The following is a 15,580-nucleotide window of genomic DNA, read 5'->3' on the forward strand; positions in this document are numbered from 1 at the left end:
TTTCTCTCCATCTCTCCTATTACACTGAAAAAAAACAAAAGCTATCCAATCACCGTCACGGGTTGAACAGCTGAATCAGCCTATAGTCCTGTACCGGTGGTTTGGCTGCCATAGTTCAATACCTTAGGCCCATAACTTTGCGCCCTTATTTTTCAATAAGTTTGCCTTTTTCAGTATGTAATTTTCTATTTATTTCGACACTTTTAAAGTATAATTTAGGGAAACCCTTTTGTAAATTATAAAAAACAAGAATTTCTGACATGATACTTTGAAACTAGTGCCTAACAACGTTATAATATTAACGAAAGCTAGGCATGCAAGAGATTATAGGAGGTTAATGATGGATTTTCGATTAGATTTAATTGAGGATAAAATCGAATTTTTTGAGGCTTTTGACTTACGAACGCTGGAAAAGCACATTGACCAGCAAATTGAAGCGAATAAAGCACTGCTATTACAAGTTCATGCTATTAGTCATCACGCTGTGTTTCATCCCGATCGCGGGAAAATGCTGTACAGTGCAGTCGTTCATTTCAAAGTTAAAAAATAGGCCAATTCGGGCATTTGACCGCTGCCCGAATTTTTTTCAAAAAAAATCAAAAAAGGTATTGCATCCTCCTAAAGTTCTGTGGCATAATACATCTTGTGTCCGATACATAACCGCGCCGTTGTAGCTCAATTGGTAGAGCAACTGACTTGTAATCAGTAGGTTGGGGGTTCAAGTCCTCTCGACGGCACCATCTTTTTCCCGGGACGTAGCTCAGCTTGGTAGAGCACCTGGTTTGGGACCAGGGGGTCGCATGTTCAAATCGTGTCGTCCCGATATTTTATGAGTTGTTTCAAGCAGGCCCTCTAACTTAGAAGGGTTTTTTATTTTATTTGGCCCTTTTTTAGTTTGTGGGCATGAGCTCCACTGTGAGGATACAAGGTGAAACGGTTGTCGCCTTCCACTGGCGGCGTAGCGCGTTTCATTCCCAGAAATATAGAGAATGGATGGAACAATCATATCCTTTCCTATATTTTCAAAAAGAAAAGCCGCGTCTGGCTGGATGCATTGCTGCTCCCAGTCAGACGCGGCTTTTCTTTTATACCATTAAATTCTTTCAAGAATGCTGCCGAATCATCGCCTCTGCGGTGAGCAGCCCTGACATGGCAACCATCGGCGTTCCTCCGCCGGGATGGGTCGTTCCGCCTGCAAACCACAGTCCGCGCAAATCTGCACGATTGGACGGCCGCAAAAAAGTCTGTTTCGCTGAATTAGAGGAAATGCCATAGATGGCACCGCGAAATGCTGACGTATCCCGCTCCAGATCCTCCGGCGTATAAGCAGCAAGCTGCTCTGTATGAAGGTCCAGTCCCTCTAGGCCATAGGCAGCTAACTGCTTTAATAGACGTCCCTGATAACGCTCCGTCTCCCTCTCCCAGCTCCAAGCGTCCGACGTATAAGGGGCATTCGCCAAAATAAACAGGTTGCTGCCGCCTTTCGGTGCCATGTTCGGTTCAGAATAGGAGGAGCAGCATAAATAGATCGCAGGACTCGCAGGCGCCTCGCGGCGCTCGAAAATCGCCTCAAATTCCTCCCCATACCGCTGCGGATAAAACACAGTATGATGCAGCAGCTTATCGTAACGTCGGCGAATGCCGGCAAGAGTGACAAACCCGGACAGCGAAGGCTCGTAGCTTGCCATTTTGCGGTTTGTCATCGCGGGCCGCAGTTGCTCGCCGAGCAAATCGCGGCATACGGACAGCACATCACCGTTCGCGAGAACCAGATCAGCTGGCACAAAACCACTGTCCGACTCCACTCCGCTTACACGATCGCCATTGGCAACAATACGTTGTACACGTGTCGATGTGCGTATTTCGGCCCCCATTTCCTCCGCCAGCTGCCCAAGTCCTTCAACAATGCTGTACGTGCCGCCTCGAACACCGAAAATGCCCAGCTCCGCCTCCACATGCGGCAGCATCGCAAAGATGGCTGGCGCCCGATCTGGGGCCGAGCCGACATAGGTAGCATAACGTCCAAACAAGGCCAGCGTGTTGGGATGACGAAAATAACGGCGCAGCAGCATGGACAGCTTCGTCAGCGGGCGAATGCGGATAAAGGCTGCCGCTAGCCCAGGATTCAGCTTATCCTGCCAGGATAGCATCATTTTGTTCATAAAATGACGCTCCGCCTGTCCATGCATCACCGCTGCTTCGGCCATAAAAGCCCGATATCGCCGTGCATCCTCCGGACTATAGCGGAAAATTTGCTCCTCCATCACAGCCGGGTCAGCGGATAAATCCACGACCGAGCCATCTGCAAAGCAGTTGCGTGTTCCATGCTCCAATCGATAAAAATCAATATAATCCTCGATGCGGCGGCCTACAGATGCAAATACCTTGCGAAAAGCATGCGTCATCGTTATCGTGCTTGGTCCCCGATCAAAGCGATATTCCCCAAGCTGGATCCGCTGAAGCTTGCCTCCCACCTTCTCCTGCTGCTCCAGCACAGTGACCGCATAGCCCGCATATGCAAGGCGCGCCGCCGCGGATAACCCCCCAATGCCGCCGCCAATGATGACAACCCGCTTCATAGATAACGCCTGCCTTTCCATACATACCCTTCACCGCTCGCCGCTGCATGCCATGATGCGGCAGCAATGCCAATAAGCATAACAATGCCGGCCGGCAGCAATAAAGCAAACCACACCGGCAAACGGCCGCGATGATCGATCACCCCTTTAATGATGATCGCCAGCAGCCAGCCTATCGCGGCTGGCAGCAAGCAGGGGACAAGCATACTTGCCAGCATCCCTGCCGAAAAAACGGCGTAAGCAAGCAAAGCTGCGATAAACATAGCAGGCGGCAGCAAATAGATGAGCGCATAAAATATACCCAGTGCCGCGAGAAGGCCCGTTTGGCGACCCGTTCCGGCAAAAATATTTTTCTTGTAACCGTTCCACACGCCTGCTGCATCTGTATACATGCGCATGCTCACCTGCCCCGATACATCGGCAAGCGTCATGGGCAAGCCCGCCCGCTTCACTGCGCGCGCCATCTCCATATCATCAAGCAGCTTGGATTTAAAGCTGCGGTGTCCGCCAATCGCCGCATAGCTTTCGGCATGGATCAGCAGAAAAGCGCCATGCGCCGCCACGAATTTGGCATCGGCTGAGCCACGCACCAGCCCGATCGGCAGATGGCAGGCGATAGTGAAACTCATAAGCGGCACGACAAGCCGCTCCAGCCAAGACCCCGTCTGCTGATGGGGGAAGCCCGTAATCAGCCCTTTCCCTTGACGCAGCGCCGTGTCCATCGCGGCAGTCAGCGCTCCCGGCCGCAGCATCGCATCGGCGTCCAAAAACAGCAGCCATTCGCCGCACGCCTCCTGCGCCAGCTGCTGGCAAGCATGCGACTTGCCCAGCCAGCCGTCTGGCAAGTCCGCTCCCCGCAGCACGCGCAGACGGCTATCTCCCTGTGCGGCCAGTATCGCCACATCAGCCGTGCCATCGGCAGACTGATCATCCAGCACGAGCACCTCAAGCAGCGGCGATGACTCCGCTGCCAGCACTGCCTGCACGCAGGCCCCAATTCGCTCCGCTTCGTTGCGTGCCGGAATAAGCACGGACAGCCTTGGCGGCAAGTCAGCGACCGGCCACTCGCCTCCAGCAAGCCACAGCCGGCCTTCCCCCGTGCCGCCAAGCTGCGGCAGCTGGCGCAAATTCCAAAGCACGAACAACAGCTGCAGCGCCAGAACGGCTGCTATCGCCCAAAAAAAGATTTCCATTTCGCCGTCCTCCCCTTCATTCGGTCGAACGTCTCATTGACCGAGCGCCCGGTCGCCAGCAGATGGCGGAAACCATCCCGCTCGCCGTCTGCACTCGCAATAACAGCCAGCCGATGCTCGCCGAGCTGCTGCTCCAGCCTGCGTTCCAGCAGCAACGTCGCTTCTTTGCGTCCCAAAGCGCTCCAGTCCGCTTCAATCATTCTGCCAATAGAAAAGGAGGCAGACGCTTTCTGATGCAGCCCCATCGTATAATACAAGCTCACAGGCAGCACAACTGCATCTCGACAGCGCTCCAGTAAATAGCCGATACCCGTCTGAAATTGCAGCGGACGGCTTTCCAAATGAAAAATATCGCCCTGCGGAAACAGCCAGACGGCTCCTCCGCTGCGCATGAGGTCAGCTGCATAATGAAGCGAGGCCGCCGTTTCCCGCACATTTTCCTTATTGACCGAAAAAGCGCCTATGCGGCGAAAAAAAGCATAGCGCTTCATTTGCCGCTCATCCATCATCATATAATGGTGCCGCTGCGACTCGCTCCGAATCATATGGTAGACGAGCAGCCCGTCCCACCAGCTGCTGTGGTTCATCATGATCAGCAAAGGACGATCGGCTGGAGCCTGCTCCAGCTCTCCTCGCATCGACACTTCATGAAAATGCCGTTTCAGTAAATAATGTTTATTGTAACGGAAAAATACCTCCTCAAACCATCTGTTCTTTTGCGATATGATGATAGCGAATCACGACTCCTTCCAGCACAGCAGCGGCAGCGACTGCTATGAGCATTGGCACATACAGCCCTTCCTTCATGCCAAGCACACCGAACATGAGCAGCATGAGCTGGCCCAGCCTTGCCGCTTCGCGGCGCACGGCATATGTCGTCTCACGAGCTGGAAACAGCAGGGAAAGCGCCGCTGAGATCAGAAACCAGCTGATGAAATTCGTCGCTGGAATACCAAAGTAAGCACCGCCCTCTTCCCACAGCCAGAAGCCTCGCGCATAAGCAACAGGATCGAGCACTAAATCCAGCGTGACGGTAAACAGACCGATTTGCATCGCCCGCAGCCAGCGATTGCTGCCCTTCGCCAGCAGCATGCCATTCAGAAATACGCCAACCCAGGCGCAGGCAATCGTTACAGGCACGCCGCTCAGCAGAAAGCCAAGCACCGGCGTATAGCTGTATTCGCCAAACGGCCACCCTGTTGTGACGCTTAGCCATTCTATGCCGAATGTCGAAAGTCCAACCAATGCGATGCGCCCCCAGCCCCAGTACGTCCGCTCCCGCAAGCCTTGCTCCAAGCTGACCGCATACATCGCATAAAAGACGAGAAACAAGCCGTTCGAGAAGGAAAGCGGCGCCGGAACGCCAATCGTCAGCATAAGAAGGAGGCCAACCGCATACCAGAATAGAAACAGCTTGTTCATCATAATGATACGGCTCCACTCTCCAGCATAACGTCCGCCATATATTTTTCTTTGATCGATTTGTATATTTTCAGCTTCGTCAGCGGCCCAACGACCGCACGCTTCGCATACACGTCATAACGATTCGCAATCACCTGATTCAAAATAGCCCCGTAAAAGCCAGCCGCAAGCTCTACCGCAAACGCGCTTTCCGGCGGATAGCTGTTTATATTCGCCAACCCTTTGTGAAACCAATCCTTCGCTTGGCGCTCCAGCGCATGAATAAGCGCCCGGAAATGCTCGTCAATGACGCCAGCCTCGAAGCTTTGCTCGCTGTAGCCATGCTGATGCAGCAGTTCAAGCGGCAAATAGCGGCGGCCCAGGCCTTGATCCTCGCCAACATCGCGCACAATGTTGACGATTTGCATCGCCTTGCCCAAATAAATGCCAGCCTCTACAATTTGCTCGTCAGGATGGTTATGCAGCACAGGCAGCAGCATTTCGCCAACCGTTCCCGCCACCAAGTAGCAGTATTCCTCAAGCTGCTCCATCGTCTCGTAATGCGTCAGCATCAGGTCGCGGCGCTGTCCTTCCATTTGGCGGAAAAACGGCTGTCTGCTGACCGGAAAATGATGAAACAGCCAGCGAAGCGCCGGCCATATAAAATGCCCTTCCGCCTGCTCCAATTGGGCAAACTGCTTCTCCAGCTCGCCTATCATGTACGGGGACTGCTCCGGCTCATCGACTGCGTTGTCTATCATCCGGCAAAAAGCATAAATGACGTAAACCGCTTCTTTCCGCGGGCTTGGCAAAAATCCAAACGCCTTATAAAAGCTGGATGAACCTTTGCGAATCATCGCCTCGCATTGATTTAGGCTAAATGCTGTTTCCATCCGGCACCTCCTGGATCATGGTGGGTTTTGCTGTTGCTGCTTGAACGGCCCCGGCGGGAGATAAATGCTGGGCCAGCAGCCTTGCGCCCTGCATAACAATCGGCACACCGCCGCCGGGATGAACCGAAGCGCCTGCGGCATAAAGCCCTTCGATGCCATACGGCACAATTTGCGGACGAAAAACGGCGGACTGGAGCAGCGTCGGCGCAATGCCGAAGCTGCCTCCCTTGTACAAGCCGTCAGCCTCGGCATCTGCGGGCGTGCGGACTTGCTGCCAGCGAATCGCTTCCCGCAGCCCAGGAAACCCGCGACGCTCCGCTTCGCTGAGCACCCGCTCGACCAGCTTAGGCGTTTCCTGCCCCCAATCGACATGCGGAGCGGCTGGCGATGGAATCAGCACATACATCGCGCTCTCCCCCGCTGGCGCAGCGGCATCATCGAAGGCGGAAGGATAAAAAACATAAAAAGACGGATCATCCGGCAGCCGATTTTCTTTAAAAATTTCCCCAAGCCCCTTCTCCAGCGAAGGCGGCAGAAAAAACTGATGGGCCAACGCCTCTGGCCACTGCTTGTTCAAGCCCAAATAAATGAGCACGCAGCCGGATGAAGGCTTGTAGTCCTTCCTTTTATTTTTCGGACGGGTCGCCTCTCCCACTGGCAGTACGCCAGCAATAGAGGGAAATTCGCCATTGTAGATAACCGCATCATAGCTCGTCTCTCCTTCGTCAGTCCGAACGCCATAGCAGCGTCCATCGCTGATAAGAAGCTCTTTGACGGCCGCCCTCTTTTTCACAGCAACGCCTTGGCGCGCAAGCTCCTCCTCCAGCAGCGGAATGAGGCTCGCATAGCCGCCCTTCAAGCACCAGACGCCAAACTCATGCTCGGCATACGGCAGCAGCGAATACAGCCCCGGCGCCTCGAACGGCGCGCCCCCGATATACAGCGTTTGCAGCGAGAAAGCATCGTGCAGCCGCTTATCCTTAAAATATTCGGCAGCGAGGGAGCGAACGCTTTTGTAAGCCCGCAGCTTGGTCAGCAGAGCGATATTGCGCACGGTAAAAAAATCGCGTTTGCGCAAAAAAGGCCGCTCCAGAAAAGCTTTTTTTCCCTGTACGAAGGAACGCTTCATCTCGGCCATATAGCGAATAAAACCTTCCTGCTCGCCCGGGAATAACCGTCCAAGCTCCTCTAACTGGCGCTCTCTATCGCTCCACTTATGCAGCACCGTGCCATCCGCATAATAAATGCGGTACATCGGATCGCAGCGCACGAGCGGAATGCGCGAGCGGTCAATACCCGCCTCGGCCAAAATGTCCAGCAGCATTTCTGGCAGCAGCACAATCGTTGGTCCTTGATCGATACGGTATGTCCCATTTTGCTCGAAGGCGAGCCTGCCTCCGAGGCGGTTCATCCGTTCATAGATCGTTACAATCTTGCCTTGGCGTCTGAGCAGCAGCGCCGCAATGAGGCCGCCGATCCCACCGCCGGCAATAGCGACCTTGTTCATATAGCCCCCTCCTTCAGCCGATCCTGCTCCATAAGCAGCCGCGTGCTGATTCGCGCTGATTCAAAAATCGTCGGCAGTCCGCTGCCGGGATGTGTTCCGCCCCCAACGAGCCAGCAGTTTCCATATTCCTCGAAGCGGTTATGCGGGCGCAGCATCATCATTTGATTAAAGGAATGCGCCAGATTAAATGTGGCCCCCTCATAAACGCCATGGCCCTGCTGCCAATCCTCTGGCGTAATCATCGCTTCGGTTTCAATATGCCGGGAAAGGCCGCGCATTTCTGGCTCCTGCTCCATGCGCTGCAGCATTTTTTCCCGTATGCGCGCGCCCTGCTCCTGCCAGTCGATACCACTCGTCATATTCGGCACAGGCATGAGAGCGTACAGAGCAGTTTTGCCCTTCGGTGCGAGCGTCCCGTCATGAATGCCCGGATTGTGGACATAGATAGATGGATCTGCGGAAAGCTTCTTCTGCGCCATCATTTCATTGACGTTCGTTTTATAATCGCCGGCAAACAGCACCGTATGATGAGGCATTTTGATTTCTTTGTTGAGGCCAAGGTAGAGCATGTAGGTCGAGCAGGAATATTTTTTCTTGGCAAGCTTCTCGGGCGTGTATTTCTTTAGCTCTCCTGGCTCAAACAGCTCGTTCATCGCCGTCGCAAAATCCGCATTCAAAATGACATGATCAGCGTCTATTTTCTCGCCGTTGTCCAGTAATACTCCGTTTGCCTTTCCTCCTTTTGTCAGCACGCGCTTTACGCCTATTCCGGTGGAGATGACGCCGTCATACTCACGAATGACCACGCCCATCGCCTCGCAAAGCCGGTTCAAGCCGCCAACCGGATGAAACAGCCCGTATTTATGCTCCATATAGGACAAAATCGTGAAGGTGCCCGGACATTCCCACGGCGACATCCCTAAATATTTCGCTTGGAAGGTAAAGGCGTATTTAAGCCGCTCATCCTTGAAATATTTGGATAACCGGTTATACACCGTATCCGTCGCATGCAGACTGGGCAGCGCAGCGAGCACATCGCGGGCCATATAGTCGCGCGGCTTGCTGAAAGGACGCTGCAGCAGCGGGGACACGCGGTCAAACTTGAGCTCCTCATCGCGCATAAACCGTCTATAGCCTGCCCCGTCACCGGGAAACAGCCGTTCAATTTCCGCATGCGTCTGCTCCATATTGCGTGAGGGCTCAAATGCCGAATCTCCGAACTTTAACCGGTACAACGGGTCCAGCTCAATCAGTTCCACGTAATCTGCAAGCTTTCGATTCACTGCCGTAAACAACTCCTCCAGCAAATGAGGCATCATAAAAAAAGTTGGGCCGCGGTCAAACTTAAAATACCCCACCTGCAGCAGCGAAGTTCGGCCCCCAATGTAAGGCTGCTTCTCCAGCACCGTAACTTTATAGCCACGACCTGCCAGCAGCATGGCGGCAGCAAGTCCTCCTGGCCCAGCGCCTACAACAGCAACATGCCTTGTCTTCATTTATAGTCTCTTCCTTCCCATGCTAGAATCAGTCTTCTATAAATGCCCGTCATTGACGGCTCGATCCGCAAATTCGCCTGAGCCGCAGCCGGTTATATCGCAAAATCGCTATAAACGGCAAATTGGCCGCCAGCGCGTAGCCTACCATCAAATAGCCATACAAAGGCTCGTTCCAGATGAAAAATAACGGCGCGGGCACAATGGACAGCCAGTGCGTGCATTCGCCTCTGAGCGTCTCCCCCATGTACTCCTGGAAATAGGCTTGGCCGCGCTTAGCAAGCCTTTTCTTCTGGAATCCCCTGCGGAACAAAAAACTACCATCCGGGACGCTGTCCTTCCATGAGCGGATGTAGAGCACCTGCTCGTAGAAACGTTCCTCGCCGCTTTTATCAGGCTGCTTCGGCTCTGCTCCTCTGCCGAAGCGCCACTTCTCCTTGCTGCGCTCCGCTTTGCTCACCGTCTCGGATGCTCCTGCTTCTGCACCTGCTCCTTGTCCTAGTCCTGCAAACCAGCGCTGTGGCAAGCTCGTATGTAAATAAGAGACGCCGAGATGGACAAGCAGCCATCCACCAATATTCAGAGCGAGCACAGCCAGCGACGGCAATGCCTGCGCGCTCATAGCTTGCCTCGTTCCCGACTGTCCATTGAAACGACTCGCCCTTTCCATGAAACCTTCCTCCTAATGAAGGTCGAGAACAGCGAATAAGCGAAAAATAACATAAACAAACTGAGCGGAAGTGGGTACAGCAGTGCCGTCCAGCCCTTAAAACTCCCCGTTTTGCACAGCCATAGCCTGAGCTGCAAGCTGTAAGCCGCATAGCTGGCGACGCCTGTTCCCAGCAGCCAATAATCCGCCTCGCCATGCCCCCCAATTGAAGCCAGCATTAGGGTTACAGCCGATACGGCCCCGGCCAGCCACAGCGTTACAGCGCAGGCTATAAAGGGCGCGGTCGATGCAGCGCCTGCTGCAAAGCTTTTGCTCCAGCCGCGGAACATGCTGCTCAGGCCATCCGGGTACATTCTAAAGGAAATTTTTTCGCAGCCCATAAAATTGGACACCGGCATTTGATCAGAGCTAAAGGCTCGCCCCAGCTCAAAATGCTCCAATACTTTGCCGCGTACCGCCTCATGCCCGCCGATGCGGAAATAGTCATCCCGGCGGCATATGAGGCAAGGCCCAAACGCTCCCGCCCGGCTGTCGCCGTCGCCAACCGAAGCGATGACAATCAGATTGAAGAAAGCAGACAGCTGCTCATAAGCACGCTCCATTCGGTGGTAAGGCTGCACCGATACGAGTCCGCCAGCCTCCTTCTGGCTGGTCACCAGCACTTGTAAAGCATCCTCGCCCAGCTCCACATCCGCATCCAGAAAAACAAGCAACTCGCCTTGCGCTGTTTTGGCTCCCGTCCAGCAAGCCCAGCTTTTGCCGATCCAGCCGCCTGGCATCTCCTCCGCCCGAATGACAAGGGCACCATTCGCGGCAGCCAGGCTTGCCGTTGCATCCTCCGAGCCGTCATCGACAACGATCACTTCTACATGACGCAGCTTCTGCCGCTGCAAGGCGTGCAGCAGCTTGCCGATATTAGCCGCTTCATTGCGTGCCGGAATGATGACAGAAATGGAGACCGGAATAGCGCTATTTTTCATGCCTGCTCCATTCGCATCATCTGCCCCGTTCCATTCATCCCCCTCATGAATGTCCCAATCCGGCAGCCGGCTTACCCGATTTTGCAGCAGCCAGCCGCACAGCCAGCCGAAAACAGCCCAAATGATCGAGAGACTCATCGCTTCCCCCTCCTTCTCCCGTACATATAGCCAATGGCCTGCTTTAGACCGTTAAATGCCTGCTCCCGGTAAGGAAACCAATTGATTTGCGAGCTTCTGCGCCCAGCATTGACCATGACCGACTTTGAGCGGCAAAAGGCGAGCAGCCCTTCTTCGCCATGCGCACGGCCGAAGCCGCTCGCCTTCACCCCGCCAAAGGGCAAATGCATGTTGCCAATATGTCGTACAACGTCATTAATCGAGCAGCTTCCCGTCTCCAGCCGGGCTGCGAGTGCTAGCCCTTTTTTTCGATTAGCCGTAAAAATGCTTGCGCTAAGCCCATAAGGCAAAGCATTTGCCAGCTGGATGACCTCCTCCTCTGACTGAAAGGCCATAATCGGCAGCAGCGGGCCGAAAATTTCCTCCTGCATAAGCTGCATCTCCTCCGTCACTCCGGTGAGCACGGTCGGCGGAAACAGCGGCGGCTCCGCTCCGGGCGTCAGCCCTCCTGCCGCAATGCTGGCTCCTTTGGCTACAGCATCATCCAGCAGCCGTTTCACTTTATGCCAGCCTTCTTCCGTGGCTAATGCACCAATCTCAGACCAAGAACCGTCTCCGGCCTGCCTTAGCTCCCGTGTATAAGCGACGACCGCGGCCAGAAAGGCTGCATAAATGCTTTCATGAACGTAAACCCGTTCCACGCTAATACATACCTGCCCGCTGTGCAAAAAAGCACCCCATATTGCTGCGCGAGCGGCTCTCTCTATATGGGCATCCGCACATACGATCATCGGGTCCTTGCCGCCAAGCTCCAGCACGCAAGGAATGAGCTGCTCCCCTGCTCTCGCCAGCACACTGCGCCCGGCCGCCTCGCTTCCGGTAAACCATAGCTTGTCAGGCCGTGCATCAATTAAGCGCTCAGCTTCCGCCTTCCCGCCTTCAACCAGCTGAAGGACACCTGGCGGAAATGCAGCCTCCTCGATTAGCGCAACAATGCGCTTGCTTAGCAGCGGCAGCTTCTCCGACGGCTTGAGCAGCACCGTATTCCCTACAGCAGCTGCCGCGAGTGCCGGAATGAGCGTCAATTGAAGCGGGAAATTCCACGGGGCAATGATAGCCGCCACACCGCAAGGCTCATATGTAATGTGCGAGGAGGAGCCTGCGAGCCACAATGGTGTGCGAACGCGGCGGGCACGCAGCAGCTTGGCCGTATTTTTTTCATAATAAGAAATAGCTTGAATGACCGTCAGTAAATCCGTCGTCAGCGCATCCATCGGGGTCTTGCCTGCCTCTTGGCCCAGCAGCGCAATCCACTCGTCCAAATCGCGAACGAGCAGCTGCCGCACCGAGCGGATATGCTGAATTCTATCCCGCACAGAAAGCGCCCTCCAGCTCGGAGCCGCTGCGCGGGCAGCAATCATTTCTTTCATCATTCAATCCCCCCACAGCAAGGGCCGCCTTTATACGATTGGCAAAATGAGCCTAGCAGGTTTTAATTCACCAATAATGGGCAACACCTTAAATACAGGACCTACAGGAATGCAACTGCTAGATTTGAAGCTAGCTAACTATTAATTAACCCTACGGTATATTATAAAACATCTTTTTCGTTTATATAACCAAGTTTTTAAAAATATCCATTTGGCTTTAGTAAACAGGGAGGCGGAAACGAGCGATGAGTAAAAAAATCGTAGTAATTGGCGGAGGCTTGGGCGGCCTTTCCGCTGCCATCAGACTAACGGTTGACGGCAATGACGTCACCGTCCTGGAACAGCAGGAACGTGCAGGCGGCAAGCTGAATATCCGCTCGGGCAAAGGCTTCTCCTTTGATACGGGCCCGTCGATTTTGACGATGCCCTGGGTGCTGGAGCAGCTGTTTGCTAGTGCAGGCAGACGTCTGGAGGACTATATGACGCTCGAGCGGGTGGAGCCGCAGTGGCGGACTTTTTTCGAGGATGGATCGCAGCTTGACGTGACTGGCGATCTGCCGATGATGCTGGAGCAGCTAAGCAGCGTATCGCGAGAGGATGCCAAGGGCTTTCTAGCCTATTTGCAATACTGCCAGCAAATGTATGAGCTCAGCATGAAGAGCGTTTATGGCAAAAGCCTCAGCGGCCTGCAGGACTTGCGGGGGCAGCATAGCATGAAGGAGCTGCTGGCGATGGACCCGCTTCGCACGATGCATCAGAGTACGAGCCGCTTTTTCAAAGACAAGCGCTTGCGCCAGCTGTTTGATTTTTTCATTATGTATATTGGTTCATCGCCTTATGCAGCCCCAGCCGTACTTTCTCAGCTTATCCATGTGCAGCTTGGACTCGGCATTTATTACGTCAAGGGCGGCATGTACAATATTGCGCTGGGCATGCTGAAGCTGCTGGGCGAGCTTGGCGTGGAGGTGCGGACGAATGCGCCTGTCGCAGCAATCAATACGCTGGGCAAGGCGGCAACGGGCGTTACACTTGCAGATGGCACGGTGCTTGCCGCCGATCTCGTCGTCTCCAATTTGGAGGCGATTCCGACCCATCGCAAGCTGCTCGGCCACCATCCGGGAGCTGCCGCAGCGACAGGCGGCATGAGAAAATATGCTCCAACCGTATCCGGCCTCGTGCTGCTGCTCGGCATCGACAAAACCTATGACCAGCTGCGCCATCACAACTTCCTGTTTTCGCGCAATCCAGAGCGGGAGTTTCAGGATGTGTTCGTCTCCGGCATCCCTTCGCCTGATCCGACCGTCTATATTGGGGTGTCCAGCATTTCCGATTCAACGCAGGCGCCTGAGGGACAGCAAAACTTATTCGTGCTGACCCATGTTCCCCCGCTTAAGCCAGACGAGGATTGGGAAATTTACAAAGAGACGTACCGCGAGCTTGTGCTGGATAAGCTGGAGCGAATGGGACTGGACGACCTGCGCTCGCACATTACGTTCGAATACAGCTTTACGCCAAATGACTTGGAGCAGCTCTATGGCGCCAACGGCGGTTCGATCTATGGCGTTGTCACCGACCGCAAGCTGAACGGCGGCTTCAAAATCCCGAGCAAAAGCGAGCTGCTGGACAATTTGTATTTTGTCGGCGGCTCCACTCATCCTGGCGGCGGCGTGCCGATGGTTACGCTGTCGGGCCAGCTTACGGCTGACCTGATTAAAGAGCGGGCGGATAGCCGCTCTAGGGGCAGGTTTACTGCGGGGTAGGATTTTAGTTTTAAAGTTAACCTTCGAACATTGCAAACGAGGGGCGACGGGAATGCGTGAGGGGTTTATGCTAAACTAATCAGCTTCGATTTTAATAGCATATTGGCTAAAAGGTGGCGGCTGAACGGTCGCTACTGAACTTTGGCGGCCACAGGAGCCGTTATTTCCTCCAAATGTCGTTATTGGAGAGGCTTTCGGACACAGAATCCGCTAAGGGCTCCCGAATCGCCTTTTTATCGCGATGATAAGGAAATAAGCGATTTCCAGTCCGCTCACCTGCCAAAATGGGGAAAAACGCTTCATTAGCGGAACGTCAGTCCGCCAAAAGCGAGAGCACCTCCTATCCCTGCTGCCCCAAAGTCAGAGCTATTCTCTTTTTCGTTTACCTTGGATCGTCAAGCTGTACGACCATTAAATTAATATACAAATAAGGTATTTCCCTAGCTAAAGCTTCTGGGGCGATACCTTTTTTTCTGGAGGGATCTATTCTACTTGCTCTGCTAAATATCTGCTTTAAGTGATACATACCTATGGCTAAACGACAGAAGGCTATGCGGGGTGTTACAATAGCAAAATCGACAACTAGCGGAGGAATGCAACTTTGAACGTCATCGACCTATCTGCCTATGCACAGTCCTATTTGCAGCAAATCAAGATGGAGCGCAATTTAACCGACAAAACGATAAAGGCCTATTATTATGATCTAAGCGACCTCACTAAATGGATTAGCGATACCGTTCAAGGTGATATTGAGCCTCAGCATATCCATTCGTATTTCCAATCGTTGCAGGCTAAACAAATGAAAGAAACGAGCATTAAACGCAAGCATTTTTCCATAAAAGCTTTTATCAAATATTTGACTACACAAGGCGTTGCCTTTGAATTACCTAGTGCCATTGGCAGATCCAGCTTTAAGCTATCAAAGCGGATTCCTAAAACTTTAACGATAGCAGATGTGACTACCTTACTACAGACGACAGAGAAAGAAATGCTGAATCCGCGCACTAATTATCGCAAAATTATGAGCAGTCGTAATTCAGCCATTATAGAGCTCCTATTTGCCACAGGAATACGCATTGGCGAGCTAGTTGGCATTCAGCTTGAGGATCTTAATCTTCAAGAGCAAACGCTGCTGATTTACGGCAAAGGTCGAAAAGAACGCCTGCTCTACATCGCTAGCCATGAGGTGATTCATAAGCTCGAGCGCTGGCTTTCGCTTCGGTCACAACTGGAGCCTAAAGCAAAAGCTTTTTTCATAAACAAATATGGCAACTCCTTATCTATTTACGCGATTGAGGATATTTTTTATAAGTATCGGGACATAGCGAAGATTAACGAAAAAGCTACCCCTCACTACTTGCGCCATACGTTCGCTACTCACTTGCTCAATAATGGTGCCGATTTACGCTCCGTCCAAGAAATACTCGGCCATTCCAGCGTCAGCACCACCGAAATCTACACCGAAGTGTCCATCGAACGCAAAAAACAAGTGCTAACTAAATATAACCCTAGAAACAGCCTTGAGATCTGAGAAAAAACCTCCTAATAACTATAAAT

13 protein-coding genes, 2 tRNA genes and 1 riboswitch are annotated in these 15,580 nt (G+C 53.2%); of the genes, 5 read left to right on the forward strand and 10 right to left on the reverse strand.

Annotation, left to right across the window (positions count from 1 at the left end):
* Positions 1 to 92 precede the first annotated feature (92 nt).
* Positions 93 to 176: riboswitch (cyclic di-GMP riboswitch) on the reverse strand.
* Positions 177 to 340: 164 nt separating this feature from the next.
* The 3 genes from ABEW34_RS30375 to ABEW34_RS30385 all read left to right on the forward strand — a co-directional run bounded on the left by ABEW34_RS30375 (position 341) and on the right by ABEW34_RS30385 (position 823).
* A complete protein-coding gene (locus ABEW34_RS30375; RefSeq protein WP_056041703.1) occupies positions 341 to 550 on the forward strand; it encodes a YrzA family protein in 210 nt (69 codons plus the stop codon).
* A gap of 114 nt (positions 551 to 664) precedes the next feature.
* A tRNA-Thr gene (locus ABEW34_RS30380) sits at positions 665 to 740 on the forward strand.
* A 9-nt stretch (positions 741 to 749) separates the two neighbouring features.
* A tRNA-Pro gene (locus ABEW34_RS30385) sits at positions 750 to 823 on the forward strand.
* Between the two features lie 280 nt (positions 824 to 1,103).
* Here the strand turns inward: ABEW34_RS30385 and ABEW34_RS30390 are convergent.
* The 10 genes from ABEW34_RS30390 to ABEW34_RS30435 form a co-directional block, all read right to left on the reverse strand.
* The gene (locus ABEW34_RS30390; RefSeq protein WP_430165131.1) at positions 1,104 to 2,579 is read right to left on the reverse strand and encodes a phytoene desaturase family protein; all 1,476 of its coding nucleotides are present in this window, start codon (positions 2,577 to 2,579) and stop codon (positions 1,104 to 1,106) included.
* Positions 2,576 to 3,772 (reverse strand): glycosyltransferase, encoded by a 1,197-nt coding sequence (locus ABEW34_RS30395; RefSeq protein ID WP_430165134.1) that lies wholly within the window; start codon positions 3,770 to 3,772, stop codon positions 2,576 to 2,578. Before ABEW34_RS30395 ends, ABEW34_RS30390 begins: the two co-directional genes overlap by 4 nt.
* Positions 3,748 to 4,410 carry a lysophospholipid acyltransferase family protein gene (locus ABEW34_RS30400; protein WP_430165160.1) on the reverse strand — a complete coding sequence of 221 codons (663 nt, stop codon included), beginning with the start codon at positions 4,408 to 4,410 and terminating at the stop codon, positions 3,748 to 3,750. Before ABEW34_RS30400 ends, ABEW34_RS30395 begins: the two co-directional genes overlap by 25 nt.
* Positions 4,411 to 4,471: 61 nt before the next feature.
* Positions 4,472 to 5,197 (reverse strand): carotenoid biosynthesis protein, encoded by a 726-nt coding sequence (locus tag ABEW34_RS30405; protein ID WP_430165137.1) that lies wholly within the window; start codon positions 5,195 to 5,197, stop codon positions 4,472 to 4,474.
* Positions 5,194 to 6,066, reverse strand: a complete 873-nt coding sequence (locus tag ABEW34_RS30410; protein ID WP_430165140.1) for a phytoene/squalene synthase family protein — start codon at positions 6,064 to 6,066, stop codon at positions 5,194 to 5,196. Before ABEW34_RS30410 ends, ABEW34_RS30405 begins: the two co-directional genes overlap by 4 nt.
* Positions 6,050 to 7,573, reverse strand: a complete 1,524-nt coding sequence (locus tag ABEW34_RS30415) for a phytoene desaturase family protein (RefSeq protein WP_430165143.1) — start codon at positions 7,571 to 7,573, stop codon at positions 6,050 to 6,052. The genes ABEW34_RS30410 and ABEW34_RS30415 overlap by 17 nt, the downstream gene beginning before the upstream one ends.
* Positions 7,570 to 9,069, reverse strand: coding sequence for a phytoene desaturase family protein (locus tag ABEW34_RS30420; protein ID WP_430165145.1), 1,500 nt, complete (start codon positions 9,067 to 9,069; stop codon positions 7,570 to 7,572). The genes ABEW34_RS30415 and ABEW34_RS30420 overlap by 4 nt, the downstream gene beginning before the upstream one ends.
* 49 nt (positions 9,070 to 9,118) lie before the next feature.
* Positions 9,119 to 9,736 (reverse strand): hypothetical protein, encoded by a 618-nt coding sequence (locus ABEW34_RS30425; RefSeq protein WP_430165148.1) that lies wholly within the window; start codon positions 9,734 to 9,736, stop codon positions 9,119 to 9,121.
* Positions 9,685 to 10,854, reverse strand: a complete 1,170-nt coding sequence (locus tag ABEW34_RS30430) for a glycosyltransferase (protein ID WP_430165151.1) — start codon at positions 10,852 to 10,854, stop codon at positions 9,685 to 9,687. The genes ABEW34_RS30425 and ABEW34_RS30430 overlap by 52 nt, the downstream gene beginning before the upstream one ends.
* Positions 10,851 to 12,266: an aldehyde dehydrogenase family protein gene (locus ABEW34_RS30435; RefSeq protein ID WP_430165153.1), complete on the reverse strand. Its 1,416-nt coding sequence runs from the start codon at positions 12,264 to 12,266 to the stop codon at positions 10,851 to 10,853. Before ABEW34_RS30435 ends, ABEW34_RS30430 begins: the two co-directional genes overlap by 4 nt.
* Positions 12,267 to 12,508: 242 nt before the next feature.
* Here ABEW34_RS30435 and ABEW34_RS30440 point away from each other — a divergent pair, with 242 nt between their 5' ends.
* Both ABEW34_RS30440 and ABEW34_RS30445 read left to right on the forward strand, forming a co-directional pair.
* Positions 12,509 to 14,023, forward strand: coding sequence for a phytoene desaturase family protein (locus ABEW34_RS30440; protein ID WP_430165155.1), 1,515 nt, complete (start codon positions 12,509 to 12,511; stop codon positions 14,021 to 14,023).
* Between the two features lie 601 nt (positions 14,024 to 14,624).
* Positions 14,625 to 15,554 (forward strand): tyrosine-type recombinase/integrase, encoded by a 930-nt coding sequence (locus ABEW34_RS30445; protein WP_430165157.1) that lies wholly within the window; start codon positions 14,625 to 14,627, stop codon positions 15,552 to 15,554.
* Positions 15,555 to 15,580: the final 26 nt, after the last annotated feature.

Origin of the sequence: Paenibacillus algorifonticola, assembly GCF_050481745.1 — a bacterium.
Classification (GTDB): Bacteria; Bacillota; Bacilli; order Paenibacillales; family Paenibacillaceae; genus Pristimantibacillus; species Pristimantibacillus algorifonticola_A.

What these genes read in the sequence shown, in the direction of transcription:
- ABEW34_RS30375 (WP_056041703.1), top strand. Translation starts at nt 341, where the DNA reads ATGGATTTTCGATTAGATTTAATTGAGGATAAAATCGAATTTTTTGAG.
- ABEW34_RS30420 (WP_430165145.1), bottom strand. Translation starts at nt 9,069, where the DNA reads ATGAAGACAAGGCATGTTGCTGTTGTAGGCGCTGGGCCAGGAGGACTT.
- ABEW34_RS30415 (WP_430165143.1), bottom strand. Translation starts at nt 7,573, where the DNA reads ATGAACAAGGTCGCTATTGCCGGCGGTGGGATCGGCGGCCTCATTGCG.
- ABEW34_RS30405 (WP_430165137.1), bottom strand. Translation starts at nt 5,197, where the DNA reads ATGATGAACAAGCTGTTTCTATTCTGGTATGCGGTTGGCCTCCTTCTT.
- ABEW34_RS30425 (WP_430165148.1), bottom strand. Translation starts at nt 9,736, where the DNA reads ATGGAAAGGGCGAGTCGTTTCAATGGACAGTCGGGAACGAGGCAAGCT.
- ABEW34_RS30395 (WP_430165134.1), bottom strand. Translation starts at nt 3,772, where the DNA reads ATGGAAATCTTTTTTTGGGCGATAGCAGCCGTTCTGGCGCTGCAGCTG.
- ABEW34_RS30400 (WP_430165160.1), bottom strand. Translation starts at nt 4,410, where the DNA reads ATGCGAGGAGAGCTGGAGCAGGCTCCAGCCGATCGTCCTTTGCTGATC.
- ABEW34_RS30430 (WP_430165151.1), bottom strand. Translation starts at nt 10,854, where the DNA reads ATGAGTCTCTCGATCATTTGGGCTGTTTTCGGCTGGCTGTGCGGCTGG.
- ABEW34_RS30440 (WP_430165155.1), top strand. Translation starts at nt 12,509, where the DNA reads ATGAGTAAAAAAATCGTAGTAATTGGCGGAGGCTTGGGCGGCCTTTCC.
- ABEW34_RS30410 (WP_430165140.1), bottom strand. Translation starts at nt 6,066, where the DNA reads ATGGAAACAGCATTTAGCCTAAATCAATGCGAGGCGATGATTCGCAAA.
- ABEW34_RS30435 (WP_430165153.1), bottom strand. Translation starts at nt 12,266, where the DNA reads ATGATGAAAGAAATGATTGCTGCCCGCGCAGCGGCTCCGAGCTGGAGG.
- ABEW34_RS30390 (WP_430165131.1), bottom strand. Translation starts at nt 2,579, where the DNA reads ATGAAGCGGGTTGTCATCATTGGCGGCGGCATTGGGGGGTTATCCGCG.